Source organism: Streptomyces actuosus (assembly GCF_016921115.1).
Lineage (GTDB): Bacteria > Actinomycetota > Actinomycetes > Streptomycetales > Streptomycetaceae > Streptomyces > Streptomyces actuosus_A.
The window spans coordinates 1-25,069 of record NZ_JAFFZS010000056.1; the positions used below are offsets into that span (position 1 = coordinate 1).

19 protein-coding genes and 3 pseudogenes are annotated in these 25,069 nt (G+C 69.2%); 8 read left to right on the top strand and 14 right to left on the bottom strand.

Annotated features, from left to right (window positions below; translation table 11 throughout):
* The 3 genes and pseudogenes from JS756_RS34050 to JS756_RS34060 all read right to left on the bottom strand — a co-directional run.
* Positions 1-148: pseudogene (locus tag JS756_RS34050) on the bottom strand (serine hydroxymethyltransferase); the annotation flags it as partial.
* A complete protein-coding gene (locus tag JS756_RS38165; protein ID WP_205387168.1) occupies positions 145-306 on the bottom strand; it encodes a glycine cleavage system protein H in 162 nt (53 codons plus the stop codon). The gene JS756_RS38165 and the pseudogene JS756_RS34050, both read right to left, overlap by 4 nt.
* A gap of 111 nt (positions 307-417) precedes the next feature.
* On the bottom strand, positions 418-1,599 hold the full coding sequence (locus tag JS756_RS34060; protein ID WP_205387145.1) for an NAD(P)/FAD-dependent oxidoreductase: 1,182 nt from the start codon (positions 1,597-1,599) through the stop codon (positions 418-420).
* 396 nt (positions 1,600-1,995) lie between these two features.
* Between JS756_RS34060 and purU the strand changes: the two genes are divergently transcribed.
* A complete protein-coding gene (purU, locus tag JS756_RS34065) occupies positions 1,996-2,868 on the top strand; it encodes a formyltetrahydrofolate deformylase (RefSeq protein ID WP_205387169.1) in 873 nt (290 codons plus the stop codon).
* Positions 2,869-2,981: 113 nt separating this feature from the next.
* On the top strand, positions 2,982-3,779 hold the full coding sequence (locus JS756_RS34070; RefSeq protein ID WP_205387146.1) for an IclR family transcriptional regulator: 798 nt from the start codon (positions 2,982-2,984) through the stop codon (positions 3,777-3,779).
* Here the strand turns inward: JS756_RS34070 and folP are convergent.
* A complete protein-coding gene (folP, locus tag JS756_RS34075) occupies positions 3,767-4,711 on the bottom strand; it encodes a dihydropteroate synthase (RefSeq protein ID WP_307791397.1) in 945 nt (314 codons plus the stop codon). The two genes, JS756_RS34070 and folP, sit on opposite strands and share 13 nt — an antisense overlap.
* 276 nt (positions 4,712-4,987) lie before the next feature.
* Positions 4,988-5,845, bottom strand: a complete 858-nt coding sequence (locus tag JS756_RS34080; protein ID WP_205387148.1) for a bifunctional methylenetetrahydrofolate dehydrogenase/methenyltetrahydrofolate cyclohydrolase — start codon at positions 5,843-5,845, stop codon at positions 4,988-4,990.
* A gap of 544 nt (positions 5,846-6,389) precedes the next feature.
* Between JS756_RS34080 and JS756_RS34085 the strand changes: the two genes are divergently transcribed.
* The 4 genes and pseudogenes from JS756_RS34085 to JS756_RS34100 form a co-directional block, all read left to right on the top strand.
* Positions 6,390-8,894, top strand: coding sequence for a GcvT family protein (locus JS756_RS34085; RefSeq protein ID WP_205387149.1), 2,505 nt, complete (start codon positions 6,390-6,392; stop codon positions 8,892-8,894).
* A 49-nt stretch (positions 8,895-8,943) separates the two neighbouring features.
* A complete protein-coding gene (locus JS756_RS34090; protein WP_205387150.1) occupies positions 8,944-9,714 on the top strand; it encodes an electron transfer flavoprotein subunit beta/FixA family protein in 771 nt (256 codons plus the stop codon).
* Entirely contained in the window at positions 9,711-10,700 is a 990-nt protein-coding gene (locus JS756_RS34095) for an electron transfer flavoprotein subunit alpha/FixB family protein (RefSeq protein ID WP_205387151.1), read from the top strand. Before JS756_RS34090 ends, JS756_RS34095 begins: the two co-directional genes overlap by 4 nt.
* Positions 10,701-11,063: 363 nt before the next feature.
* A pseudogene (locus JS756_RS34100) lies at positions 11,064-13,235 on the top strand ((Fe-S)-binding protein); the annotation flags it as partial.
* Positions 13,236-14,135: 900 nt separating this feature from the next.
* Here the strand turns inward: JS756_RS34100 and JS756_RS34105 are convergent.
* The 5 genes and pseudogenes from JS756_RS34105 to JS756_RS34125 form a co-directional block, all read right to left on the bottom strand.
* On the bottom strand, positions 14,136-14,807 hold the full coding sequence (locus JS756_RS34105) for a GntR family transcriptional regulator (protein WP_205387153.1): 672 nt from the start codon (positions 14,805-14,807) through the stop codon (positions 14,136-14,138).
* A 354-nt stretch (positions 14,808-15,161) separates the two neighbouring features.
* Positions 15,162-16,139, bottom strand: coding sequence for an ABC transporter substrate-binding protein (locus tag JS756_RS34110; protein WP_205387154.1), 978 nt, complete (start codon positions 16,137-16,139; stop codon positions 15,162-15,164).
* A 13-nt stretch (positions 16,140-16,152) separates the two neighbouring features.
* Positions 16,153-18,162, bottom strand: a complete 2,010-nt coding sequence (locus JS756_RS34115; protein ID WP_205387155.1) for an ABC transporter permease — start codon at positions 18,160-18,162, stop codon at positions 16,153-16,155.
* On the bottom strand, positions 18,162-19,259 hold the full coding sequence (locus tag JS756_RS34120) for a quaternary amine ABC transporter ATP-binding protein (RefSeq protein ID WP_205387156.1): 1,098 nt from the start codon (positions 19,257-19,259) through the stop codon (positions 18,162-18,164). The genes JS756_RS34115 and JS756_RS34120 overlap by 1 nt, the downstream gene beginning before the upstream one ends.
* Positions 19,260-19,267: 8 nt before the next feature.
* Positions 19,268-19,572 (bottom strand): annotated as a pseudogene (locus JS756_RS34125) (aldehyde dehydrogenase family protein); the annotation flags it as partial.
* Positions 19,573-20,014: 442 nt separating this feature from the next.
* On the opposite strand from JS756_RS34125, the gene JS756_RS34130 reads away from it, so the two are divergent.
* Positions 20,015-20,257 carry a hypothetical protein gene (locus JS756_RS34130; RefSeq protein ID WP_205387157.1) on the top strand — a complete coding sequence of 81 codons (243 nt, stop codon included), beginning with the start codon at positions 20,015-20,017 and terminating at the stop codon, positions 20,255-20,257.
* 301 nt (positions 20,258-20,558) lie between these two features.
* On the opposite strand, the gene JS756_RS34135 is transcribed toward JS756_RS34130, so the two are convergent.
* On the bottom strand, positions 20,559-21,035 hold the full coding sequence (locus tag JS756_RS34135; RefSeq protein ID WP_205387158.1) for a transposase: 477 nt from the start codon (positions 21,033-21,035) through the stop codon (positions 20,559-20,561).
* A gap of 386 nt (positions 21,036-21,421) precedes the next feature.
* Here JS756_RS34135 and JS756_RS34140 point away from each other — a divergent pair, with 386 nt between their 5' ends.
* On the top strand, positions 21,422-22,168 hold the full coding sequence (locus JS756_RS34140; RefSeq protein WP_205387159.1) for an IclR family transcriptional regulator: 747 nt from the start codon (positions 21,422-21,424) through the stop codon (positions 22,166-22,168).
* Here the strand turns inward: JS756_RS34140 and JS756_RS34145 are convergent.
* From JS756_RS34145 to JS756_RS34155, 3 genes are all read right to left on the bottom strand, one after another.
* The gene (locus JS756_RS34145) at positions 22,140-23,312 is read right to left on the bottom strand and encodes an aromatic ring-hydroxylating oxygenase subunit alpha (protein WP_205387160.1); all 1,173 of its coding nucleotides are present in this window, start codon (positions 23,310-23,312) and stop codon (positions 22,140-22,142) included. The genes JS756_RS34140 and JS756_RS34145 overlap by 29 nt on opposite strands.
* Before the next feature lie 130 nt (positions 23,313-23,442).
* A complete protein-coding gene (locus tag JS756_RS34150; protein ID WP_205387161.1) occupies positions 23,443-24,606 on the bottom strand; it encodes an NAD(P)/FAD-dependent oxidoreductase in 1,164 nt (387 codons plus the stop codon).
* Positions 24,603-24,965: a bifunctional 3-phenylpropionate/cinnamic acid dioxygenase ferredoxin subunit gene (locus JS756_RS34155; RefSeq protein ID WP_205387162.1), complete on the bottom strand. Its 363-nt coding sequence runs from the start codon at positions 24,963-24,965 to the stop codon at positions 24,603-24,605. Before JS756_RS34155 ends, JS756_RS34150 begins: the two co-directional genes overlap by 4 nt.
* Positions 24,966-25,069 lie beyond the last annotated feature (104 nt).

Genomic DNA, 25,069 nt, shown 5'->3' on the forward strand with positions numbered 1-25,069 from the left:
CGGAGCCCTGCGCCTCCATGACCGCGAGCGGGGCGAAGTTCTCGGAGGCGATCATCTCCAGCGTCGACTGCTGGCGGACCAGCTCGGCGTCGACGGCCGCGGCGACCTCCGGGTCGAGCTCGTGCAGAGGCTGGCTGAACAGGGTCATCGGCGGACTCCTTGGGTGTGGGCGCAGTGGGCGGCGTAGGCATCGGCGGACAGGGCGCCGGCGATGTCCTCGACCCGTATCCGGAGCAGCCAGCCGTCGGCGTAGGGAGCGGCGTTGACGGCGCCGGGGTCCTCGGCCGGCGCGGTGTCGACTTCCAGGACCCGGCCCGAGGCGGGGCGTACAGGCCTCTGACGGCTGTCAGTGACTCGATCTCTCTGGGATGCTGATGGCGGTCTCCCGTATGTGCAGGGGGCCTTGAGCCGGGGAGCTCATGAGACGGCGGCCGCGGCCGCGGGGACGAGGGTGCGGCGGAGCCGGTTGAAGAACTTCGGCTGGTTGAGGGAAAGCACGGCGACAGGGGTGCCTTCGTACCGGTAGACGGCCGTGAAGGAACGGCTGTCGACGTCGCCCTCGACCACCTCGGGCACGGCTTTGGGGGTGACGTGTCCGGCGAGCTGGATGCGTACCTGGTACTGGTCGGACCAGAAGTACGGCGGGGCGATCGGCGCGGAGGCCGACACGCCGGTCAGCAGCGTGCGGGCGGCGGTCTTCGCCTGTTCGACGGCGTTGCTCCAGTGCTCGATGCGGGCGTGCCGTCCGGTGAACGGATCGGGGCAGCGGGCGACGTCACCGACGGCGACCACGCCCGGGACACCGGTCGAGCAGCCGGCGTCGCACACCACTCCGTCGTCCACCTGCACCCCGGAACCGGCGAGCCAGTCGGTGGCGGGCAGGACCCCCACCCCGATCACGGCGATGTCGGCGGGCAGCACCCGCCCGTCCACCAGCCGTACGCCCGTGACCCGGCCCTCGCCGATGAGTTCCGCCACCCCGGTTCCGCACAGCAGGCGAACCCCGTGATCGCTGTGGAGCGAGGAGCACACGAGCCCCATCTCGCGCCCGAGTTGGCGTTCCAGCGGTACGTCGAGCGCCTCGACGACGGTGACGTGGAGTCCGAGCCGGTGGGCGGTGGACGCCACCTCGGCGCCGATGAAGCCGGCGCCGATGACGACGACCCTGGGCAGGCCGTCGCGCAGCTCGGCACGAAGGGCCCGGGCATCGTCCAGGGTGCGCAGGGTGTGGATACCCGCCAGCCGGTCCGCGCCGGGGAGCGTCCGGGGGCTGGCGCCGGTCGCGACGACGACCCCGTCGGTGCGCACATGCCGTCCTCCGGTCAGAGTGACGGTCCGGGCGACGGGGTCGAGCCGCACCGCGCGCTCGCCGAGCAGCCATTGCGCGTCCAGGTCCTCGTACTCCTCCGCATCGCCGAGTGCGAGCGCGTCGGCCTCGACGTCACCTTTCAGGAAGTCCTTGGACAGCGGCGGGCGGTCGTAGGGAGTGTGGCGCTCCTCCCCCACGACGACGATCTCGCCGTCGTAGCCCTCTGCGCGCAGCGCACGGACCGTGCTCAGACCTGCCAGCGACGCTCCGACAACGGTGATGCTCCTCATGTCGGCTCCAGACGGAAAGTTGTCTCACATGACACAACGATCATCGTTATGCGCAACATGCTTTCCGTGGGATGCGGGGATTGTCAAGGGGGCGGAGCCACCCGTCCGCTCCTCACGCGGACAGCACCGACGGTCAGTTCACCGAGAGGCGGCTTCGGCGGCGAAGTCGACCCCGCCCAGACCCCGAACCTGGAGCCGGCGGGAACAGGCTGTGCGAACGGGACCGACAACAGGCCGGCGGCCGGCCCCGCAGGGCCTGCGGCGTGCGGGAGTCGGCAGGCCCGACGCCCGAGGCTTGCGCCGCACCCCTTGACCAGCCGGTGCCCCTCGGTACCATGTTGCGCATTGCCCACCATGTTGCGCAATATGAACCAGAGACAGACGACGGAGGGTGCCATGTCTCCTCACCCGCAGCCCGGCCGTGAGTTCGTCCTCACCCTTTCGTGCCCCGACCAGGCCGGCATCGTCCACGCCGTGACCGCCTACCTCGTGGACCACTCCGGCAACATCCTGGAGAGCCAGCAGTTCGACGACCGGCTGCAGGACCGCTTCTTCATGCGGGTGCACTTCGACGTCTCGCATCCCGGCATCTCACTGGAGGACCTGCGCACCGGCTTCGGCCCGGTCGGCCATGCGTACGGGATCAGCTGGCAGCTGCACGACGCCTCGACCCCGACGCGAACGCTGATCATGGTGTCGAAGTTCGGCCACTGCCTGAACGACCTGCTCTTCCGCAAGTCCACGGGCGCACTCAACATCGAGATCCCGGCCATCGTCTCCAATCACCGCGCGTTCGAGCCACTGGCGCAGAGCTACGGCATCCCCTTCCACCACATCCCGGTGACCAGGGACACCAAGGCGGAGGCCGAGGCTCGACTGCTGGAGCTCGTACGCGAGTTGGGCATCGACCTGGTGGTACTGGCCCGCTACATGCAGATCCTCTCCGACGATCTGTGCAAGCAGCTCGACGGCCGGGCCATCAACATCCACCACTCCTTCCTGCCGAGTTTCAAGGGAGCCCGGCCGTACGTCCAGGCACACCAGCGCGGGGTGAAGCTCGTCGGTGCCACGGCGCACTACGTCACGCCCGACCTCGACGAAGGTCCGATCATCGAACAGGACGTCGTCCGCGTGGATCACTCCCGCGACCCCGATGAGCTGGTCACCATCGGCCGCGACGTGGAGGCCCGGGTACTCGCCCGCGCCGTGGAGTGGCACAGCGAAAACCGTGTGCTGGTCAACGACAGGTGCACGGTCGTCTTCCGCTGACACACCGACAGCCCGGTGGCGTACAGAGGCAGTCGGGCCAAGAGTCCGACCGGCCCCCTACCCGGTCGCCGCGATCTCTCGCCGCACACCCACGACGGACGTACAGTTGCGCCATGAGCAACCAGGCGACAGATGATGGAACAGCAGCACCCGCGCCGGGCGGGGTGCAGTCCGTCGAGCGTGCCGTCAGCGTCCTGGAGATCCTGGCCCAGCGCGGGGAGGCGGGTGTCAGCGAAGTCGCCGCCGGGATCGACGTCCACAAGTCGACCGCGTTCCGACTGCTCGGGGCATTGGAAGCGCGCGGTCTGGTCGAGCAGACGACCGAGCGGGGCAAGTACCGGCTCGGCTTCGGGATCGTGCGTCTGGCCGGCGCGGTCACGGACCGCCTCGACATCACCCAGCAGGGTCGACAAGTGTGCGAGCGACTCAGCGAGGAGATCGGCGAAACCGTCAACATCGCAGTCCTGCAGGAGCACTACGCGGTCAATCTCTGCCAGGTACACGGCCCGGGCGCGATCGGTACGCACAACTGGGTCGGGCAGCTCACGCCGGTGCACGCCACGTCGAGCGGCAAGATCCTGCTGGCCCACCTGTCGGAGAAGGAACGCGCCGACGTGCTCGCGGGGCCGAAGACGCAGAAGCTCACTCCGCACACCCTGACCGCCCGGACCGAGTTGGAGAAGAGTCTCGCCGAGGCGCGAGAGCGCGGGTACGCGGTGGCGCTGGAGGAGCTCGAGATCGGGCTCCACGCCATGGCAGCACCGATCCGCTCCCTCGATGGCACGGTCATCGCCGCCCTCAGCGCCTCCGGCCCCACGTACCGCTTCACCGAGGAGCGCATCCACGAGGTCGCCCCCGTGCTCGTCGAGGGCGCGGAGGAGATCAGCCGCCGAATGGGCTATCCGGGCTGAGCGGAGGTGCTCAAGCCCGGCAGCGACCTTCCTGACGCCGCCACCTCGGCGCCCCAGCGTGCCGTCACCCGTACCGCGTCGAGCGTCGAGGCGGCGTCGTGCACGCGCAGGCACCAGACGTCCTGTGCGGCCGCCAGCACGGATACGGCGGTCGTCGCGGCATCACGCTGTCGCGGCGGACGTGGTTGCCCCGTCACCGGGTCCGCCAGCAAGTTGCCCAGGAACGACTTGCGCGACGCACCGACGAGGACGGGGTGGCCCAGGGCACGCACCTCCCCGAGACGGCCCAGCAGCTCCCAGTTGTGCTCGGGCGCTTTGGCGAAGCCCAGCCCGGGGTCGACGATCAGGCAGCCGGGCGCAATCCCCGCCTCCAGCGCGGCCGCGATCCTCAGGCGCAGCTCGTCGAGCACATCGGTGACGACGTCGCCGTAGAGTGCGTTCGCCTGCATGCCAGCGGCATGTCCGCGCCAGTGCATCACCACGTACGGCGTGCCCGCCCGGGCCATCAGCGGCAGCATCGCGGGGTCGGCGAGGCCCCCCGAGACGTCGTTGACCAGCCGTGCGCCCGCGTCCAGCGCGCGGGCGGCGACCTCGGCCCGCATGGTGTCGACGCTGACGACCGCGCCCGCCGCGGCGAGTTCCCGGACGACGGGCAGGACGCGTCGCAGTTCCTCCTCGCGGGGCGGCCGTGCCGCGCCGGGGCGGGTCGACTCGCCGCCCACGTCCACGATGTCCGCTCCCTGTTCGAGCAGCGCGAGTCCATGCGTGACGGCCGCATCCGCGGCGTACGACAGGCCGCCGTCGGAGAACGAGTCCGGCGTGACGTTCACGATGCCCATGACCAGCGTCCGGCCGGGCCGCGGCAGACCGTGCGGGCCGAGTTCGGGCGTTTCCGGGTGTGGAGGGGTGGTGGCGTGAGCCGTGGCAGTCACAGGCATCCAACTTTCGATGCATATCGGAACCTACTGGACAAGCCCTGCGGGAGCGCCTCGGCGGGTTCCCACAGGAGCTACGGGGCGACCCCGACGTCGCCCGGATGACTCCGTCGCCGCATCGAGCAATCAGTCCGCCAGACAGCCGGCGAACGACGAACGGAGTCGAACCGCGAACGGACCGGGATCGAGAATCCGGCTCCGGGTTCGCCCCGGCCGACCAGGACGACTTGCGTGCACCCCGGCACGCAGCGGGCACTTGCAGACCGGAGGCGCCTATGCGGCGGCATTCCTCTCGGCGGCCTCGACGACGTTGGCGAGCAACATCGCTCGGGTCATGGGACCCGCTCCGCCCGGCACGGGGGCGAGCCATCCGGCGACCTGGGCGGCGTCCGGGTGGATGTCGCCGACCAGCCCCTGGTCGGTGCGGGTGATGCCCACGTCCAGAACCACCGCGCCGGGACGCAACATGTCCTTGGTGACCAGTCCGGGCGAGCCGGCGGCCGCGATGACGATGTTCGCCTCGCGCACGTGCCAGGCCAGGCCCTTGGTGCCGGTGTGGCAGAGGGTCACGGTGGCGTTCTCGGAGCGGCGGGTGAGCAGCAGTCCGATGGGGCGTCCGACGGTGATGCCCCGGCCGATCACGCACACCCGCGCTCCGGCGAGCGGTACGTCGTGGCGGCGAAGCAGTTCGACGATGCCGCGCGGGGTGCACGGCAGCGGGGCCCGGACGCCCAGGACGAGCCGGCCGAGGTTGACGGGGTGGAGGCCGTCGGCGTCCTTGACCGGGTCCATCCGTTCCAGGACGGCGTTGGCGTCCAGGTGGGGCGGGAGCGGGAGCTGAACAATGTAGCCGGTGCAGGCCGGGTCGGCGTTGAGCTCGTCGATCGTCTCCTCGATCTGGCGTTGGGAGGTGCCGGCGGGCAGGTCCCGGCGGATGGAGGCGATGCCCACCTGGGCGCAGTCGCGGTGCTTCCCGGCGACGTAGGCGCGGCTGCCCGGGTCGTCGCCGACCAGGACCGTGCCCAGACCCGGCGGGCGGCCGACTGCGGCAGTCAACTCGGCCACTCGTCCGGCGAGTTCGCGGCGGATGTCGGCGGCGGTCGCCTTGCCATCGAGCAGCTGCGCGTTCACCAGCAGTGCTCCTTTCCCTTCGATCCGGTCCTGTGCGCCGGCCACGGAGGCGGGTCGTGATCGTGGCGAACGGGAGTTCCTCGGCGACGACCGCCTCGACACCGCGCAGGCGATGCCCCTGCTGTCGGTGCAGCAGCGGGCGCAGCTGGTGGCACGGCCGCCGAGCCGATCCCCGTCGCACGCCGGCTTCTCGCCCATCACGACAGCCGCGGGCCGTCGATGTCGGGACCACGCCGGAACGCGACCCCTCGGAACGGGTCGCACCCCCGATGCGCATCACCACTCACCGACGACTGGCATCCAACTGATATATGAAAAACCTGTCAAGGGTCGCCGGGCTTCTCCCCGCTCCGCGCCGGACGGGGCCCGGCCTGCCGTCGGGGACGACACGGGGGCTGCCCGGCGACCGCCAGGCGCCGCGGCCCACCCGCCGCGCGAGGGTCGAGCCGCGTTCGACGACCCACCTCTTGACCGTCCGCCACCTGACATATAGCGTGCTCAACAACTAGTATATCAGTTACGTGTCACCCCGAGGGAGGCCACCATGGCAGAGGTTCCGCCGCAGGCGAAATGCGTCGTGATCGGGTCCGGGATCGTCGGCAACAGCCTGGTCCACCACCTGGCCCGACTCGGCTGGCGCGACATCGTGCAGATCGACAAGGGCCCACTGCCCAACCCCGGTGGCTCCACCGGTCACGCCTCCAACTTCATCTTCCCCGTCGACCACTCCCGCGAGATCACCGACCTGACCCTGGACTCGATGCGGCAGTACAAGGAGCTGGGCGTCTTCACCGAGTCCGGCGGCTTCGAGATCGCGCGCACCGAGGAGCGCATGGAGGAGCTGCGCCGCCGGATGTCCAGCGCCAAGGCTCGGGGGATCGAGTCGCAGCTGGTCGACCCCGCCTTCGTCAAGGAGAAGGTGCCGTTCATCGAGGCCGACCAGTTCATCGGCGCCTTCTGGACTCCGAGCGTCGGCGTCGTCGACTCCCTGCGCGCCGGCACGATCATGCGCGACGGTGCCATCGCGAGCGGCGCACTGACGAGCGTGCCCAACGTCGAGGTGGTCGGCCTGGACGTCGAGGACGGTCGGATCCGCCGGGTGCGCACGAACAAGGGCGACATCGAGGCCGAGTACGTCGTGATCGCCTGCGGTGTGTGGAGCCCGAGGATCGGGGACATGGCCGGCATCAGCATCCCGCTGACCCCCGCCGTCCACCAGATGATCTCCGTCGGCCCCTGCCCGCAGCTGTCCGGGTTGCCCGGTGAGATCAACTTCCCGATCGTCCGGGACATGGACACCTTCTGCTACGAGCGCCAGCACGGCGCGGACATGGAGGTGGGGTCCTACGCCCACCGGGCGATCCTGCACGAGCCGGAGGACATCCCGAGCATCGAGCAGTCCAAGCTCAGCCCCACCGAACTTCCCTTCACCTCGGACGACTTCGACCCGCAACTGGAGCAGGCCTACGAGCTGATGCCCGAGTTGTTGGGTGCCGAGGGCGCGGAGATCCGGTACGCGATCAACGGCCTGCTGTCGCTGACCTGCGACGGCAACCCGATCCTCGGTGAGAGCCAGGTGAAGGGGCTGTGGACGGCGGCCGCGGTGTGGATCAAGGAGGGCCCGGGCGTCGGCCGCGCGGTCGCGGAGTGGATGACCCACGGCCACAGCGAGATCGACGTCTCCGGGGCCGACATCGCCCGGTTCTACCCCCACCAGATGCGCCGCGAGCACACCCGGCTGCGCACCACCGAGTCGTTCATCAAGACCTACGGGATCATCCACCCCGCTGAGCAGTACGAGTCCGACCGCGGGCAGCGGCTCTCCCCCATGCACGAGTCGGAGAAGAAGCTCGGTGCGGCCTTCTTCGAGGCGGTCGGCTGGGAGCGGCCGCAGTGGTACGAGTCCAACGCCGACCTCCTCGAGGTGTACGGCGACCGCGTGATGCCGCGCGAGCACGAGTGGGACTCGCGCTGGTGGAGCCCGATCATCAACGCCGAGCACCTGCGGATGCGCGAAGCCGCGGGCGTCATCGACCTGACCGCCTTCGCGATCTTCGACATCACCGGTCCTGGCGCGCTGGACGCCGTGCAGCACACCTGCGTCGCGCAGTGCGACGTGCCGGTCGGCAAGGTGATCTACACCCCGGTACTCGACCACAAGGGCGGGTTCCGCTCCGACCTCACCGTCATGCGCCTGGGCGAGGACCACTTCCGTGTCGTCACCGGCGGCGCGCACGGCATGGCGGACAAGAAGTGGTTCGCCGACCAACTCGGCGACGGCGCGTCCCTGGAGGACCTCACCGACCGGATCTCCACGATCGGCCTGTGGGGCCCGCGGGCCCGCGACATCCTGTCGCAGCTGACCGGTGCGGACGTGTCCCACGAGGGCTTCAAGTTCCTCAGCTGCCGCGAGATCGACCTCGACGGCATTCCCGTGCTGGCCTCCCGGATCTCCTACGTCGGCGAACTCGGTTGGGAGCTGTACGTCTCCTTCGACCAGGCCGCGGCGGTGTGGGACAAGCTGCTGGCGACGGGCACGCCGTACGGCGTCCGCCCGGTCGGCATCGGCGTCTACGTGACCACCGCGCGGATCGAGAAGGGCTACCGGGCCTTCGGCCACGAGCTCGACGGCGAGCGCACCATCGTCGAAGCGGGCATGCAGCGGCCGAAGGTGAAGACCGCCGACTTCATCGGCAAGGAGGCATACCTCGAACAGCGTGCCGGTGAGCCCGCGGCGGTGCTGTGCACGTTGGCCGTCGACGATCACACGTCGGCGTCCGGGGTGAAACGGTACATGCTCGGTGGCGAGCCGATCACCACGCGCTCCGGCGAGGCGCTCGTCGACGGGCACGGGCACCACCCCTATGTCACCGCCGCCGGCTCAGCCCCTTCGCTGGGCAAGCACCTGCTGATGGCGTACCTGCCGCCCGAGCAGGCGCGGGTCGGCAACGAGCTCGCGGTCTCCTACATGGAGGAGTGCTACCCCGTGACCGTGATCTCCAACGACGCCACACCCCCCTTCGACCCGGGCAACGAGCGGATCCGTTGATGGCGGTGCTGTCGGTGGCCGGCACGGCCGAGACCACGAGAGGTGAGAGATGACGAACATTTTGGTCTGCATCAAGCGGGTCCCCGACTCCTCCGGTGAGGTCGTGCTCACCGACGACCAGCAGGGCGTCGACGGGAGGTACGTCGGCTTCACCGTGAGCAACCACGAGAGCTGTGCGGTGGAACTGGCGGTCCGGACCGTCGAAGCGACCGGCGGTACGGTCACGCTGCTCACGGTCGGCTCGCCCGAGGCAGCCGAGCAGCTGCGGGACACGCTGGCACTCGGCTGCAACGCCGCCGTACTCGTGGAGGCGGAGCCGGCCCGGCTGGGACCGGCTGACGTGGCCCGGGAGATCGCCCACGTCGTGCGCGAGAAGGAGGCGACAGGCACGACGTACGACCTGGTCCTGCTCGGCAACGACGCCGCCGACAGCGGCGACTTCCAGGTGGGCATCCGGCTGGCCCACGCACTCGGCCGGCCGGTGGTCAACGGCGTGTCGACGTTCGAGGCGGCCGACGGCAACCTGACCGCCCGCGGCGACGGCCCCGACGGCGAGGAAACCTACTCGCTGCCGCTGCCCGCGGTCGCCACCGTGCTCGAGGGCGGGGCGGAGCCGCGCTATCCGACGCTGAGGGGCCGGATGGCGGCCAAGAAGGTCGAGATCGAGACCCGGGCCCTGTCAGCCGAGCCCGCCGGAGCGAACCGGGTGCGGCTGCTGCTGCCCCCGCCGGCGCCGTCGGCGGTCGAGGTGCTGGGCGAGGGCCCGGAGGCGGCCAAGGCGGTCGCCGACCTGTTCGAGAGGTTGGGGGTGACCCGATGATTCTGGTGCTGGTCGAGACCGAGAACGGCGCCGCGAGCGAGATCTCGCTGGAGACGCTCGCCTTCGCCCGGTCGCTGGCGGCCGAGGGCGGCGGCATCGCCGTCCGCGCGGTCGTGGTCGGCGCGGTTGAGGACCGCGACGCGCTGGCAGCCGAACTCGGCGCCTACGGCGCGGCCGAGGTCCACCAAGCGGTGGGCGAGGGGTTCGCGTCGTACGCCGGGGCCGCCTGGGCGGCGGCGCTGCAGGCGATCCGCGAGTCGACCCGCTCCGTCGTGGTCACCGCCGCGGGTTCGCCCCGGGGCAACGAGGTGCTGGCGCATCTGGCCGCCAGGCTCAACGTGCCCATGGCCGCCAACGTGGTCGCGTTCCACGGTCTGGCGCCGTTCGTGGTGACCCGCCAAGTGGTCGGTGGCGCGGCCCTGGAGGAGATGAGGCTCGACCAGCGGCCCGCGGTCTTCTCCGTCGCCGGCCACGCGTGGACCGCTTCGCCGGTGGCGGGCGCGTCGCCCGCCACCTGGGTGGAGACCACCCCCGAGGTGGCCGAGTCCGACCTCGTGGCGCGGGTCGTGGCGACGGGCACCAAGGCGGTCGACCACTCCGGCTCGCTGAAGTCCGCCAAGGTCGTCGTGGGTGCCGGACGCGGGGCGGGCGGCGCGGACGGCTTCGGCGCGGTCGCCGAGCTCGCCGAGTTGCTCGGCGGCGCGGTCGGGGTGTCCCGGGTGGTCACCTCGCTGGGCTGGCGGCCCCACCACGAGCAGGTCGGCCAGACCGGCTCCCGGATCAGCCCGGACCTGTACGTCCCCTGCGGCATCTCCGGTGCCATCCAGCACTGGGCCGGCTGCGCGTCGTCGAAGACGATTCTCGCGATCAACACCGATCCCGAGGCACCGATGATGACCAAGGCGAACTACGCGGTCGTGGGCGACATGCACGAGGTCCTCCCCGCGATCATCGAAGAGCTCAAGTCGCGCGGGGTGACCGGGTGAGGCGCTGACCGACGGCAGCCGAGTGACTCGCCGCAGCGGGAGCCGAGGAGGGATCACCGCCGCTACGAACCGGCTCACCGCCCTGGAGTGGGGCTGCGGCGGCTTCGAAGGGAGCCGCAGCCTCCTCCGCTCCGCGAACCCTGAGAAGGCCGGATCCGCACCCCACAGATCCGCACCCACGTGCAGTCGTGCCAGCCGCGCTGCTGCTCATCCGGGCCGCCGAGACCGCCGTCGGCGACACCTGGCGCAACGTGCGGCACGTGCTGGACCGCATGCACCTGGTCCCCCTGGCCACCCCCGGCGAGCGGGTCGCGCAACCCTCCGCCACGCCCCCGGTCAGAAGACCGCCCTTGAGGAGCCCCGATGCAGATCTTCGCCCTGGCGGCGTCGCTGGCGCTCACGCTGGCCGCCTTGTTCGTCCTGGTCCCCGCTGTCCGCAGCATGCTCCGGGTGATCCGGACGGGCGGGCCCGCGAGCCCGAGCCGCATCGACGATCCGGTCGCTCGTACGGTCACCATGCTCAAGGAGACCGTGCTGCACACCCGGATGCTCCAGTGGACCTGGGTCGGCGTCATGCACTGGTTCGTGTTCGCGGCGTTCCTCTTCCTGAGCACCGCGGTCGTCGGCGCCTACGTCCAGTTGTTCGACCCCGAGTGGGCGTGGCCGATCGTGGGCCACTGGTACCCCTTCGAGTGGTTCAGCGAGTTCATCGGCGCGCTGAGCACGATCGGCATCATCTGGCTGATCGTCCATCGGCAGAAGCACCACCCCCGCAGCGAGGGCCGCAGGAGCCGGTTCTTCGGCTCGACGTTCTGGCAGGCCTACTTCGTGGAGTACCTGGCCCTGCTGGAGGGTGCGGCGATTCTGTTCATCCGGGGAGCGGAGTTCCACCTTGCCGACCATGAGTCCGCGACCCGCGCGCATTTCCCGCTCGCATCCTGGCTCGGTGACGCGCTCTACCCGGCCAGCCAGGCCACCAACGAGAACCTCGTCCACTTCGTCGCATTCTTCAAGATCGCGCTGGCGATGGTGTGGCTGATCGTCATCGGCCGCAACCTGACCATGGGCATCGCCTGGCACCGGTTCACCGCCTGGTTCAACATCTGGTTCAAGCGTGAGTCCTCGGGCCGTACGGCACTGGGCGCGGTCAAGCCGCTCGCCGTCGACGGCAAGGCGGTCACCTTGGACGACATCGACGACCTCCGCGAGGACGTCGCACTCGGCGTCGGGGCGATCGAGGACTTCTCCTGGAAAAGCCTTCTCGACTTCACCACCTGCACTGAATGCGGTCGCTGCCAGTCGCAGTGTCCGGCCTGGCACACCGAGAAGCCGCTCTCGCCGAAGCTGCTGATGAAGGGCCTGCGCGAGCACACCTACCTCAAGGCCGCAGGCCAGGCCGGACACGCCCGACGGGCGCTGATCGGCAAGGGCGACGCGGACGAGGGGTTCTACAACCCCGACGGCGGCGACTTCGTCATCGACGGGGACGTGCTCTGGTCGTGCACGACGTGCGGCGCCTGCGTCGAGCAGTGCCCGGTCGACATCGAGCATGTCGACCACATCGTCGACATGCGCCGCTACCAGGTACTCATCGAGTCGCACTTCCCCGCCGAACTCAACCAGCTCTTCAAGGGCCTCGAGACCCGGGGCAACCCCTGGAACATGACGCCGAGCGCGCGCATGGACTGGGCCAAGGGCCTGCCGTTCGAGGTCAAGGAGATCGGCAAGGACCTGGAGTCGCTGGAGTCGGTCGACTGGCTGTTCTGGGTCGGCTGCGCCGGCGCCTACGAGGACCGAGCCAGGAAGACCACCCGCGCGGTCGCCGAGCTGCTCCACATGGCCGGTGTTTCCTTCGGTGTGCTCGGCAACCGCGAGACCTGCACCGGCGACTCGGCCCGCCGCGCCGGCAACGAGTTCGTCTACCAGGCCCTGGCCCAGGAGAACGTCGAGACCTTCAAGGAGTTCAAGGTCAAGAAGGTCGTCGCGACCTGCGCCCACTGCTTCAACACGCTGAAGAACGAGTACAAGGCCTTCGGCATCGAGCTCGAGGTCGTCCACCACACCCAGCTGCTCAACCGCCTCGTGCGCGAGGGCAGACTGACCCCGGTCGCCCCCGAGGACAGCGCGAACAAGCGGTCGATCACGTACCACGACCCGTGCTATCTCGGCCGGCACAACCAGGTCTACAGCCCGCCGCGCGAACTGCTGCAGGCGCTGCCGGGTGCTTCGTACGTCGAGATGGAGCGGAATTCGGAGCGGTCGTTCTGCTGCGGGGCCGGTGGCGCCCGGATGTGGATGGAGGAGAGCCTCGGCGAGCGGATCAACCTGAACCGCAGCACGGAGGCGGTGGGTACCGGTGCCGACCAGATCGTGGTCGGCTGTCCGTTCTGCCGGGTGATGATCTCCGATGGAGTCACGGCGCTCCAGGCCAAGTCCGAGGCCCGCGACGAGGTCGAGGTTCTCGACGTCGCACAGATGCTGCTCGCCTCGGTCAAGGCCGGTGAGACCGCGACCGAGGCCGAGAAGGTACCCGAAGCTCCCACCGCGGCTGCCCCGGCTGCCCCGGGTACCGCTGCTCCTGCCGGGCCCGAGTCCTCCGGCGCCGCAGGGGCGTCGTTGTTCGACGAGGAACCCGCCGAGCCACCCACGCGACCGACCTCCGGGGCGTCACTGTTCGACGAACCATCGGCCGAGCCGACCGCTCCAGCCACCACAAGCAGCTCACTCTTCGACGAAGCACCCACCCAGTCACCCACGCGACCGACCTCCGGGGCGTCACTGTTCGACGAACCCACAGCCGAGCCGACCGCTCCAGCCACCACAAGCAGCTCACTCTTCGACATCCCGGCCGACGAAGCTCCGGTGCACACGACCATCCGGACGCCGGAGCCGGCGGCCGAAGGCGCCGCCGAGCCCACACCGCCGGGCTCCCTCTTCGACGTCGAGGAGGAGCCGGCTGCCCGCGGTGCTCATCCGACGGCGGGGGCGGAGCCCTCGCCAGGGCGGCACACGGCACCGGAGGAGCCGAAAGGCCTGTTCGACCGCTGATCGCTCCGCCCCGGCAAGGAACCCGGGTGCCCCCCGCTGCCGGACTCCCGGCACAGGGGGTCGCTCGTTCAGGCTGACCGCGGCAGCCGAGCGGCCGGCCAGGCCCTGGACCTGGCCGGAGGGCCGGCCGGCGCTCAGCGGTCAGGCCAGCGGTGGCGAAGAAGTCGTCCGGCTCCGTACCGCCCCGGGTACGGACGATGCCCAGCCGGAGCAGGTCGTGTCGGCACCTGGGGCCGGAACGCAACACCGGTCGGCGCCGACCGCCGCCTGGCTTTCAGGTGCACGGCGGGTGTGCCCGGGGCGGCACCGCGGCGGGGCGCAGGCGCATGCGCCCAGCACACGCTGGCGGAAGTCTCGGTGCGGAGCCGCCGGCGAGTTCCCGGACGATCAGAGTACGCCGCGGATCTCACGGGCAAAGCCGGCGATGTGCTCGCGGGTGAGGCGCTCGGCACGGTCGGCGTCGCCGTCAGCGACGGCGTCGAGCAGGTCCGCGTGCTCGGTGACGTGGTGTGCAAGGTCAGGAAGCCGATCGATGACCAGGCACCAGATGCGGGTGGCCAGGTTGTCGTAGCGGATCAGCACGTCCTCGAGGTGTGGGTTGCCGCCCGCCTTGTAGATCAGCCGGTGCAGCGCCATGTCCATCCGCATCAGTGCGGTGCGATCACCGCGAGGGATTTCGAGGCTCCTCACCTCGTCGGCCTTGGCTCGCAGCGTGTCGCGCATGGCGTTGCTGGCGTGGACGGCGGCCCTCCGCGCCGCGAACGGCATGAGTTGCTCGCGGATGTCGGAGATCGCGCCGAGTTCGGTCACGTCGATGGTGGTGGCGAAGGTGCCCCGGCGCGGGTAGGACACCACGAGATGGTCGGTCTCAAGTCGTTTGAGCGCCTCGCGAACGGGTGTGCGCCCGACGCCGATCTCCTCGGCGAGCTGGCTGTCGTTGATCGGCTCTCCGGGCCGGATGTCGAGCATGATCAATCGATCCTGGAGGCGCTCGTAGGCCAGGTCGGCCAATGACATCGGCGCCGAGTCAGTCACGGGGGAGACCTCGGGGCTGCTCATTTTTCGGCCGCCTCTTCGTACGCGCGGGACTGTCGGCATCAAACGACCTGCCTCTGACATACTTCAAATATATCAGCTTGCCGTGGTTGGCGTACCGACCCGCTCGCCGGCCAAGGAGAAGCCGGGGGTGGTCGGGTCCGTGATCGACACCGGCCTGACGTCGGCAGACGTTACTGGAGACGGTCTCATCGGAGACGTTCGGCCCTCCCCCGTCATGGAACCGGGATCCCTGTCGGCCACGCGTACGTGGCCCGAACACGAGGGGGCCCGGCAGGCTGTCGGCACAGCCTGCCGGGCCCTTCTCGGGGGTTGCGTCCAGTCCTCGGCCGGGTGCAGCGACACGACCGAGGCACTCTACTGGAGCCAGGCGTCCACCTTGTCGCGGTTGGCCTCGACCCACTTCTTCGCCGCGGCCTCGGCAGTCATCTTGTCCTCCGCTATGTACTTCGCCACCGCGTTCTGGTCGTCGTTCGTCCAGTTGAAGTTCTTCACCAGGTCATACGCCGGACTGCCCGACCCGGCGAACTTCGCACTGACGATCTTGTCCAGCTTGTACACCGGGTAGTCGCAGGCGACCTTCTCGGTGTCGGTGTCGCAGCCCTCCTTGTAGTCAGGCAGCTCTACCTTCTCGAGTGGCACCTCGGACATGAACCACTGCGGCTCGTAGAAGTAGCCGATCACCCATTCCTTGTTCTTCTCCGCCTTGCGGAAGGCCTGGATGAGGGCGGTCTCGCTGCCCGCGTACACGACCTTGTAGTCCAGTGTGAGGTTCTTGACCAGCGCTTCGTCGTTGGTGACGAACGAGGGGTCGCCGTCGAGGAGTTGGCCCTTGCCACCGGACTCGGACGTCTTGAACTCGGCCGCGTACTTGTTGAGGTTGTGCCAGTCGAGGATGTCCGGGTGCGCCTTGACCAGCCACGGCGGCACGTACCAGCCGATGAGGCCTTCGTTGCCGGTCGGGCCGGCGTCGACGGCGGTCTTCTGATCGGTGATGTACTTCTTCTTCAAGTCGTCGTGGCCCCAGTTCTCGACGACGGCGTCGACCTCGCCCGTCCCGAAGCCCTGCCAGGCGATCTCTTCCTTCAGGTTCTTCTTGGTGACCTTGCAACCGAGGTCCTTCTCCGCGACGTAGGCGATGACGGCCGCGTTGGCCTCGTACCCCACCCACGGGTTGACCGCGAGGTTGAAGGTGCCGCACTTGCCGGTGCTGCCCGAACCGCCGGCCTCCGAGGAGCTGTCACCGACCTTCGCGCCGCCGCAGGCGGTGAGGGTGAGGCCGAGGACCGCTATGCCGGCCGCGCCGACTCTCCATTGTCTTGCTTGCCTTGCCATGGTCAGTTGCTCCTTACGCGCTGGTACGTCGCGCCGCTGCCTGAGTGATCCGGTCGAACATGACTCCGAGAAGGACGATGGCGAGCCCTGCGGCGAGCCCCTTCCCGTACAGCTGTCCCTGCGAGAAGCCGGCCACGACGTCGTAGCCGAGGGCGCCCGCGCCTACCAGGCCGCCCACAACAACCATCGACAGCACGTAGATCAGGCCCTGGTTGGTCGCCAGAGTCAGAGCGCCCCGCGCCATCGGCAGTTGAACCTTGGTGATGATCTGCCAGGTGCTGCACCCAGCAGAGGTGGCCGCCTCCACGGTGGTCGCGGGCACGTTCCGCACGCCGTCCGCGATGATCTTCATGGCGACGGGAGCCGCATAGACCACGGCGGCGACGATCGCGGTGAAGCGGGTCGCACCGAACAGCGCGAGGAAGGGCACGAGGTAGACGAACGGCGGCATGACCTGTGCTGCGTCCAGGCTCGGCCGCAGCAACCGGTCCACCAGCGCACTGCGTCCCATCCACACTCCGATGACGACACCGAGCAGCATCACGAGCACGGTCGCGACGAGGGTCGACGCCAGCGTCGTCATGCTGTCCGACCACACACCGGTGCCGAGCAACAGAGCCACGCACACGGCGGTGGTGACCCCGGCGCGCCAGCCGCCGAGCACGACGCCGAGCCCGATCAGTGCCGCGCCGACGAGCCACCACGGGGAGTCGGTGAGCAATGCCTGGAACGGGTTGAGCAGACCGTTGGTGATGGCGTCCCGGAAGGCGTTGCTGATGCCCGAGAGGTTGTCCTGCACCCAGGTGGTCACGCTGTCCGCCGTGCTCGAGACGGCATCGCCGGTGCCTCCCTCGCCGGGGAACTCCGCTGCCCACAGATAGGTGTGGGAGAGGTACACCAGGACCGCCGTGACCACCGCGCCTGCCGCCAGCAGCGGACGTCGCCGGGACAGGAAGCGGTTCTTCGAACGCCGGGCGGCCTCCTCGCGTGCGCTCGCCGCGGTGGTGACCCGGTCCAGCACGATGGCCATGACGACGATGGCCAGACCGGCGTTGAAAGCCACGCCGACATCGAGTGTCTGGAGTGCCTGGATGACCGTCTTGCCGAGCCCGGGCGCGTCGATCAGGGCGGCGATGGTCACCATGGCCAGGGCAGCCATGATGGTCTGGTTCACGCCCATCACCACGGTCCGCTTGGACATCGGCAGCAGCACCTTCGTCAAGGTCTGCCGTCGGGTGGCGCCCAGCGAGTCGGCCGCCTCGACCGTAGTCTGCGGCACGGAGCGGATGGCGTGCGCGGTGATGCGAATCGCGGGCGGCGCCGAGTAGATCAGCGTGGCGATGGTGGCGGACGCCGGGCCGATGAGGAAGAACAGGGTCAGCGGGGCCAGGTAGACGAAGGTCGGCATCGTCTGCATGAAGTCCAGGAAGGGCGTGATGATCCGGTTGAACCGGTCGGACAGCCCCGCCCACACGCCCAGCGGGATCGCGAACAGCAGCGCCACGAACACGGCGGACAGCGTGAGCGCCAGGGTGTCCATGCTCTCCTGCCACAGGCCCTGCAGGCCCAGGAAGGTGAAGCCGGCCACCGCCAGCAGCGCGACTCTCCCGTTGCCCACGGCCCAGGAGACACAGCCCGCGATACCGACGACACCGAGCCAGCCGATCTGCGGGACGGGGCGGTCGGCGGAGGGCTGGGAGATCAATTCCTGCACGAACGTCACCAGAGAGTCGATGACCAGGCGCACCTCGTTGAAGAAGTACAGGAAGAGCGGGTTGGAGTTGCGGTTGGCGCCGATCGAGTCGTTGGCATCGTTGAACCACCGGTGCAGATCGGTCAGGTCCGCCGCCGCCAGGGCAAGGGTCTGCCTTCCGCGCAGCACGAGGAACAGCACCACCCAGACGACGAAGATCGCGGCCACCATCATGGACCGGTCGACCTCGCGCACCCTCTTGACGGGAGCGGCTTGCTCCACGGCCGTCCCCTTCTCCGGTCTCTCCGTTTCCTGCACGGTGGCGGTCATCACGCGCCGCCTTCCGGCCCGGCGACCACGGCGAGGATCTCCTCGTCGCCGACAACGCCGAGCAACTTGCCGTTCTCGACGACCTTGACCGGCTTGTCGGCCGCGAGCACCGCGCGGGTGGCGCTCTTCACCACGACGTCCGGGCCCAGCTCGGGACCGTCCAGCGCGTCGCCGTCCGCCGGCGCGCGCATGATCCAGCGCAGGGTGAGCACGTCACCGCGCGGCACGTCCTTGACGAACTCGCGCACGTAGTCGTCCGCCGGGGCGCCCACCAGCTCGTCGCCGGTGCCGCACTGAACCGTCCTGCCGTCGCGCATGATCAGGATGCGATCGCCCAACTTGAGGGCCTCGGAGAGATCGTGGGTGATGAACACCATCGTCTTCCCGACCTCGTTGTGCAGGCGGATGACCTCGTTCTGCATGTCGCGGCGGATCAGCGGGTCGAGCGCCGAGAACGGCTCGTCGAAGAAGAGCACATCCGGATCACCGGCCAGCGCCCGGGCCAGACCGACGCGCTGCTGCATACCACCGGACAACTGGTCGGGATAGGAGTTCTCGTAGCCCGCGAGGCCGACCAGGTCGACGACCTCATGGGCTCGTTCGGCGCGCTCGGCCTTGCCCATGCCTCGGATCTCCAGACCGAACGCCACGTTGTCGACGACGCGGCGGTGGGGCAGCAGACCGAAGTGCTGGAAGACCATGGAGAACTTCCGGCGCCGCAATTCGCGCAGATGTCTGTCGTCCGCGCCGCGGATGTCCTCGCCCTCGAAAACGACCTCCCCGGCGGTGGGTTCGATCAGCCGGGTCAGACATCGCACCAGCGTGGACTTGCCGGAACCGGACAGGCCCATGACGACGAAGACCTCGCCGGGCGAGACGTCGAAGTGGACGTCGCGTACGGCTGCGGTGCATCCGGTGCGGTCCATGAGTTCGCGGCGGGTGAGCCCGCACAACTCCTCGGAGTTCGGGACCTGGTCGGCCTTCGGCCCGAACACCTTCCACAGCCTCCGTACGGATATGACCGGGGTGGAGCCCGAGTCCTGGGGCGTGCCGCTCCGCTGCGACACCTCGGTCTGTGTGGTCACGTTCGACCTCATTTCGGCATTCAGCCGCGGAACCAGTAGTGCGGCCGAGGTTGGATGTTCTGCCAGATGTGCTTGGGCTCTCGGTACTCGTTCAGGCCGGTCGGTCCCAGCTCCCGGCCCACCCCCGAGTGCTCGAAGCCACACCGTTCCGCCTGCGGCGCATAGGGGTGGTGGTCGGTGATCCACACCGTGTCGTGACGCAACCGCCGGGCGACCGCCGGGCTTCGGCGGCGTCCTGCGTCCACACGGCTCCGGCGAGTCCGTACTCGGTGTCGTTGGCGACGCGTACGGCGTCGTCCTCGTCGGTGAAGCGCTCCACGGTGAGGGCCCGAACGGCTTTCGGCCAGTGCCCTTCGGCGAAGGCGCGGCGAGCCGCGGCGGTCGCCGCCTCGGCGTCGGCACGTGTCCCTTCCGAAACGGTCGCCGCGGGCCTTCCGCCAGCGGGACATCGGATGTCCCGGTGCCCACCGGCCACCGGGTCCCGCCGTTCGCCGTCATCGTGCAGGTCTGCCACGCGCCGAGCCTTTCAACCGAGATTCGTTGCGCATAGTGCACTCAATTGCTTGTGGTGAAACACCCTGGCGAATGCCCAGACAGACGTCAAGAGGTTGGCGGATCGCGATTTCGCAAGGGGCCCACCGCCCCCATCCCCTCCGCCAAGGCCCCCTCCGAGCCCAGCGCTGTGGTGTATTGCTCACCGCGTTGTGCGGCATGCGCAGAACGAAATCCGCATCCTGCGCCCGCTCGGCCTCGACCAGACGCGGTGGATGGGCACCGCGCCCACCCCGCCCCGGCCGCACGCCCACGCCTACCAGCTGTTCGGCCCCGCTTCCCGGGTGGACGTCACCGATCAGATACCGGTGGATCACGAGAACCTTTCATGGGTCACGACCGCGCGGGACGCAAACCGCTTCCAGCGGGCGCTGCTCGCGGGCCGCCCGCTGTCGGCACGGCAGCCGGCCGAGACGAAGCAGACCGTCCCCGTGAGCGCGGAGGTCAAACAGCTGTGATCCGGCGGCTGTTACGGGCTCGGACTGGTCGAACGACCCCTGAGCTGCGGAGGAACCTATTGCAGCCGTGAGGGTGGGGACGGCGGCCACATCATCCACAACGGCGTCACCGACGGCGGACAGGCGAAGCGCCGTGGTCTCCATGCCCGAGGCGCGCGGCGACGCCCTGGAGCACACGGTGGACCGGGACAACGCGGCCGGCGCGCTGATCGACCACGCACTGTGCGCCGAGGCGGCCTGTGGGCCCCCGCGCCCCGTAAGCGGAGTGCGTCGACGACTGGGACTCCTACTGGTGGCCCCCTCATGCCGCTGGGGCACTTGCGGGTGTGAGCCCTGAGCAGCCGGGGCGAGCTGGATGGTGTTCACCGGCTTCCGCAGGCGTACGGGCTTGGGCTTGTCGGCGCTCTTCTCGACCGGTTCGACGGGGTGTGGCGACGTGCGGGGTGGTCGGGGAGGGGGTGAGGCGGCGGACCGTGAGGGTGATGAAGGTCCAGGTGGATTGGGCCTCGCTGTGGGAGACGGGCCGCTCGTGGTCGCGCACGCTTCTACGTACTCTCATGATCCACGCGATCGCCCGCTCGACACGCCATCTCTTCGCGAGGACGGCGAAGCCGTCCTGGTCCTTGCGACCCGGCCCCGTCTTGAGGGTGATGCCGAGGAAGGTGTGGGACCAGTCGACGAGGGTTCCGCCGAAGGCGGAGTCCGCCCCGGCGACGGCGAGTTGGGGATGGGCCAGGCGCAGGCGGAACAGTTGGTCGCGGGCGGGGAGGCTTGGCACGGAGAGACCTTGGAGACCATGACGGCCAAGGCCATGCCGCGAACGACACGAACAGGCGTCCACCCTCCGAGGTAAGGCCCCGGACCCGCCGCAGAACCGGTTGCCGATCGGGTGGGTCAGCAGCGCCGGCATGTGAAGGGAAACACTCCATGGCCTGTTCGCCGACGCACTACCGGCGGAACCGCCGCCGAGATGAGGAAAGCCGCGACGCTTCCCCCGACAAAACCTATAGAGTATCATTGTATGCACCAAGTTGCGAAAAACGCAACTGTCAAGATTCTCGTTTCGCCATTGTTACTTGCAGTGGCGTTGTTTATTGTGGGTATAGTTGCGTTGTGAGCAACTACAACCTTTCAACCGAAACCTCGAATTCACACTCTGGCGGCGTGCAGTCGGTGGACCGCGCGATCAGCGTCCTGGAGATCCTGGCTCAGCGCGGCGAGGCGGGCGTCAGTGAGGTGGCGGGCGAGATTGATGTTCACAAGTCCACCGCCTTCCGTCTGCTCGGCGCCCTGGAGGCGCGCGGTCTGGTGGAGCAGGCGGGCGAGCGCGGCAAGTACCGCCTCGGCTTCGGCATCGTACGTCTGGCCGGCGCGGTCACGGGACGCATCGACATCACCCAGCAGGGTCGCCCGGTCTGCGAGGACCTCGCCGAGGAGATCGGCGAGACCGTCAACATCGCCGTACTGCAGGAGCACTACGCGGTCAACCTGTACCAAGTGCGCGGCCCCGGGGCTGTCACCGCCCAGAACTGGGTCGGCCAACTGACCCCGTTGCACGCCACCTCGAGCGGCAAGGTCCTGCTGGCCCATCTGCCCACCAAGGAACGCACCGCGCTGGTGACCCAGTCCGAGATGAAGAAGGTCACCTCGCACACCATCACCGCGAAGACGAAGCTCGAGAAGAACCTCGCCGAGGTTCGGGAGCGCGGCTACGCCTGGGCCATGGAGGAACTGGAGCTGGGACTTCACGCCATCGCTGCTCCCATTCGGGATCGAGACGGAGAGGTCGTCGCGGCGGTGAGCGCCTCCGGGCCCTCGTACCGGCTCACCGAGGAGCGCCTGCACGAGCTTGCTCCGGTGCTGGTCAAGGGCGCTGAGAAGATCAGCCACCGGATGGGCTACCTGGGCTGACCACCCCCCTGCCCTGCTGCTGGTGGGTGCCCAGACGTTCGTGCAACCAGTCGTGGAAGGCCCCGATGTGGTGCTCGCTGGGGACGAGCACGCCGCCCTTGGCGTACGTCCGGGAGGCCATTCCTGGCTGCGTGCGCTCGCAGGCGTCGAAGTCCTGCCGGTTGACACGGTGGAAGAGTTCCACGGACCGGCTGACGTCCTTGCCGCTCTCGACCACGTGCGGGAGGTAGAGCCAGTCGCACTCCACGATCGTGCGATCCACGGCCACCGGGTACATGCGGTGGAAGATGACGTGGTCGGGGACGAGGTTGATGAAGACCTGCGGCCGGACGGTGATGGCGTAGTAGCGACGGTCCTGATCCTCGGCCACGCCCGGTATGCGGTCCAGGCCCTCGGAGCCGTCGACCGTGAACCCCTGGATCTCCTCGCCGAACTCGGCGCCGTGACCGACGTAGTACTGGGCGGCGAAGCCATCGGCGAACTCAGGGAGCACCTCGGTGAGTTCGGGGTGGATCGTGGCGCAGTGGTAGCACTCCATGAAGTTCTCGACGATGAGCTTCCAGTTCGCCTTCACGTCGTAGACGATGCGCTTGCCGACCGAGAGGTTGTCGATGCCGTAGCGCTCGATCGACTCGGCGTCACCCAGTCGCATGACGACGTCGCCGATGACGTCCTCCTCGAAGGAAGGGGGGTTCTCCGCGAGGCACACCCAGACATAGCCGAGCCATTCGCGGGTTGCCACGCTCACCAGGCCGTACTCCGTGCGGCCGATGTCGGGCATCTTGGTGAGGTTGGGCGCCGCGACGAGCTTGCCGTTCAGGTCGTACGTCCAGGCGTGGTACGGGCACTGGAAAGCTCGCTTGACCTCGCCGCTCTCCTCCACGCAAAGCCTGGCGCCGCGGTGCCGGCAGATGTTGAAGTAGGCGCGGACCGACGTGTCGCGGGCCCGGGCGACGAGGATGCTCTCGCGGCCCACGTCGACGGTCCGGAAGGCGCCGGGCTTCGCCAGATCCGTCGAGCGTGCGACGCAGAACCACCCGGACTCGAAAATGCGCTCCTGCTCCTGGGCGAAGATCCCGGGATCGGTGTAGAAGGAGCCGGGGAGGGTGGCGATCAGGCTGTCCGGCAGGCTGGGCGAGGTCACAGTGCACTCCTCGGGAAACGTCGTGATGGGTCGTTCACGCGCCGGTAGGAACCGACTCCGGACGGTGTTGTGCATGGAGCAACCCCGCGCGCTGTGCGCAACCGCAGCATGAGATGCCGCAAGGGCTGTGTCAAGTTGTGGGGCGGGCGAGTTGTTTGCGCCAGCGGGTGAACAGCCGCGGCTGATTCATCCCGAGCGCGGCGACCGGCTCGCCGGCACGGCGGTAGACGGCGAGGACATTGCGGTCGTCCGCGGAGCCTTCCTCGATCGTCACGCTGTCGGCTCCGGCCGCATGGCCGACGAACTGGATCTTCACGCCGTACTGATCCGACCAGAAGTACGGCGGCCGGGGCACACCCGGTTCCACGGCGCCGCCCGCCAGCAGCGCGGCGATCGCGACGTCGGGGCGCTCCCGCGCACCGGTCCAGTGTTCGACGCGGCGATGGTGACCCGCACGCGGGTCGTACCAGTTGGCGCAGTCGCCGACCGCGACCACACCGGCCAGGCTGGTGCGGCCGTCCGCACCGCACTTGACCCCGTTCTCGAGCTCGACGCCGGACCCCTCCAGCCACTCGACGCAGGGGCGTGCGCCCACGCCGACCACGACGATGTCGGCAGGGATGCTGCGCCCGTCTTCCAGCAGGACGGCGTCGACCCGGGTCTCCCCGCTCAGCCCCTTGACACCCACACCGCACAAGAGCCGCACGCCGTGGTCCGCGTGGAGGGCGGAGACGACGGAGCCCATGGCCTCGCCGAGCGGTCCGGCGAGCGGCGTCGCGGCCGCCTCGACCACCGTCACGTCGAGCCCGAGGGCGCAGGCGGTGGAGGCGACCTCGGCTCCGACGAATCCGCCGCCGATCACCACCAGCGTTCCACCGCGGGCCAGTTCGCTCCGTAGCGTACGGGCGTCGTCCAGAGTGCGCAGGACGTGCGCTCCGGCCAGGCCCCCGGAGCCGGGCAGGGTGCGCGCGGCGGCGCCGGTCGCGATGACGATGCCGTCGGCACGGACGTCCCGGCCGTCGGCGAGCCGGACGGCGCGGGCGGTGCGGTCAAGTCCGGCGGCTCGGGTGCCGAGCAGCCACTCCGCCTGCAGGTCCTCGCCATCCGCCTCCAGCGCGAGGTCCGCTTCGTCGACGGTGCCGGCCAGGAACTCCTTGGACAGCGGGGGCCGGTCGTAGGGGCGGTGGAACTCGTCTCCGACGACGACCAGCCGTCCGCCGTAGCCCTGCTTCCGCAGTGAGCGCGCGGCGGACAGCCCGGCCAGCGAGGCGCCCACCACGGCCACCGTCCTCACGCGGAGATCCGGACGAGCTTGCGCGCGACGCAGTGCGGCAGGTTGGGGGCGGCCGTGGACAGCTTCACGTAGACCATGCCGTCCTCGACCACGACCTCGTGGGTCCGGACGGGAAGCTTGGCCGGCGGCGCGTCGACTTCACCGGTCTTGAGGTTGAACTTCGAGGCGTGCAGCGGGCATTCCACCCAGCAGGCCTCCACCCAGCCGTCAGCGAGCGAGGCGTCCTGGTGGGTGCACGTGTCGTCGATGGCGAAGAGTTCGCCGCCCTCGGTGTGGAACACCGTGACCGGCGGGTCGATCTCGAGCCGGAAGGCCTCCCCTCGCGGCAGATCCGCCAGAGGGCACGCGGGAATCATCATGACCACCTCGGTGCGTATAACGAAACGGATTGCGTTTAGCGCAACATCAGTCTGGGGTCACCCCGAACCCTTGTCAAGGCGTTCACAGGGCACTGCAAGTCGTT

What these genes read in the sequence shown, in the direction of transcription:
- JS756_RS34060 (WP_205387145.1), bottom strand. Translation starts at nt 1,599, where the DNA reads ATGAGGAGCATCACCGTTGTCGGAGCGTCGCTGGCAGGTCTGAGCACG.
- purU (WP_205387169.1), top strand. Translation starts at nt 1,996, where the DNA reads ATGTCTCCTCACCCGCAGCCCGGCCGTGAGTTCGTCCTCACCCTTTCG.
- JS756_RS34070 (WP_205387146.1), top strand. Translation starts at nt 2,982, where the DNA reads ATGAGCAACCAGGCGACAGATGATGGAACAGCAGCACCCGCGCCGGGC.
- JS756_RS34085 (WP_205387149.1), top strand. Translation starts at nt 6,390, where the DNA reads ATGGCAGAGGTTCCGCCGCAGGCGAAATGCGTCGTGATCGGGTCCGGG.
- JS756_RS34090 (WP_205387150.1), top strand. Translation starts at nt 8,944, where the DNA reads ATGACGAACATTTTGGTCTGCATCAAGCGGGTCCCCGACTCCTCCGGT.
- JS756_RS34095 (WP_205387151.1), top strand. Translation starts at nt 9,711, where the DNA reads ATGATTCTGGTGCTGGTCGAGACCGAGAACGGCGCCGCGAGCGAGATC.
- JS756_RS34105 (WP_205387153.1), bottom strand. Translation starts at nt 14,807, where the DNA reads ATGAGCAGCCCCGAGGTCTCCCCCGTGACTGACTCGGCGCCGATGTCA.
- JS756_RS34110 (WP_205387154.1), bottom strand. Translation starts at nt 16,139, where the DNA reads ATGGCAAGGCAAGCAAGACAATGGAGAGTCGGCGCGGCCGGCATAGCG.
- JS756_RS34115 (WP_205387155.1), bottom strand. Translation starts at nt 18,162, where the DNA reads ATGACCGCCACCGTGCAGGAAACGGAGAGACCGGAGAAGGGGACGGCC.
- JS756_RS34120 (WP_205387156.1), bottom strand. Translation starts at nt 19,259, where the DNA reads ATGAGGTCGAACGTGACCACACAGACCGAGGTGTCGCAGCGGAGCGGC.
- JS756_RS34130 (WP_205387157.1), top strand. Translation starts at nt 20,015, where the DNA reads ATGGGCACCGCGCCCACCCCGCCCCGGCCGCACGCCCACGCCTACCAG.
- JS756_RS34155 (WP_205387162.1), bottom strand. Translation starts at nt 24,965, where the DNA reads ATGATGATTCCCGCGTGCCCTCTGGCGGATCTGCCGCGAGGGGAGGCC.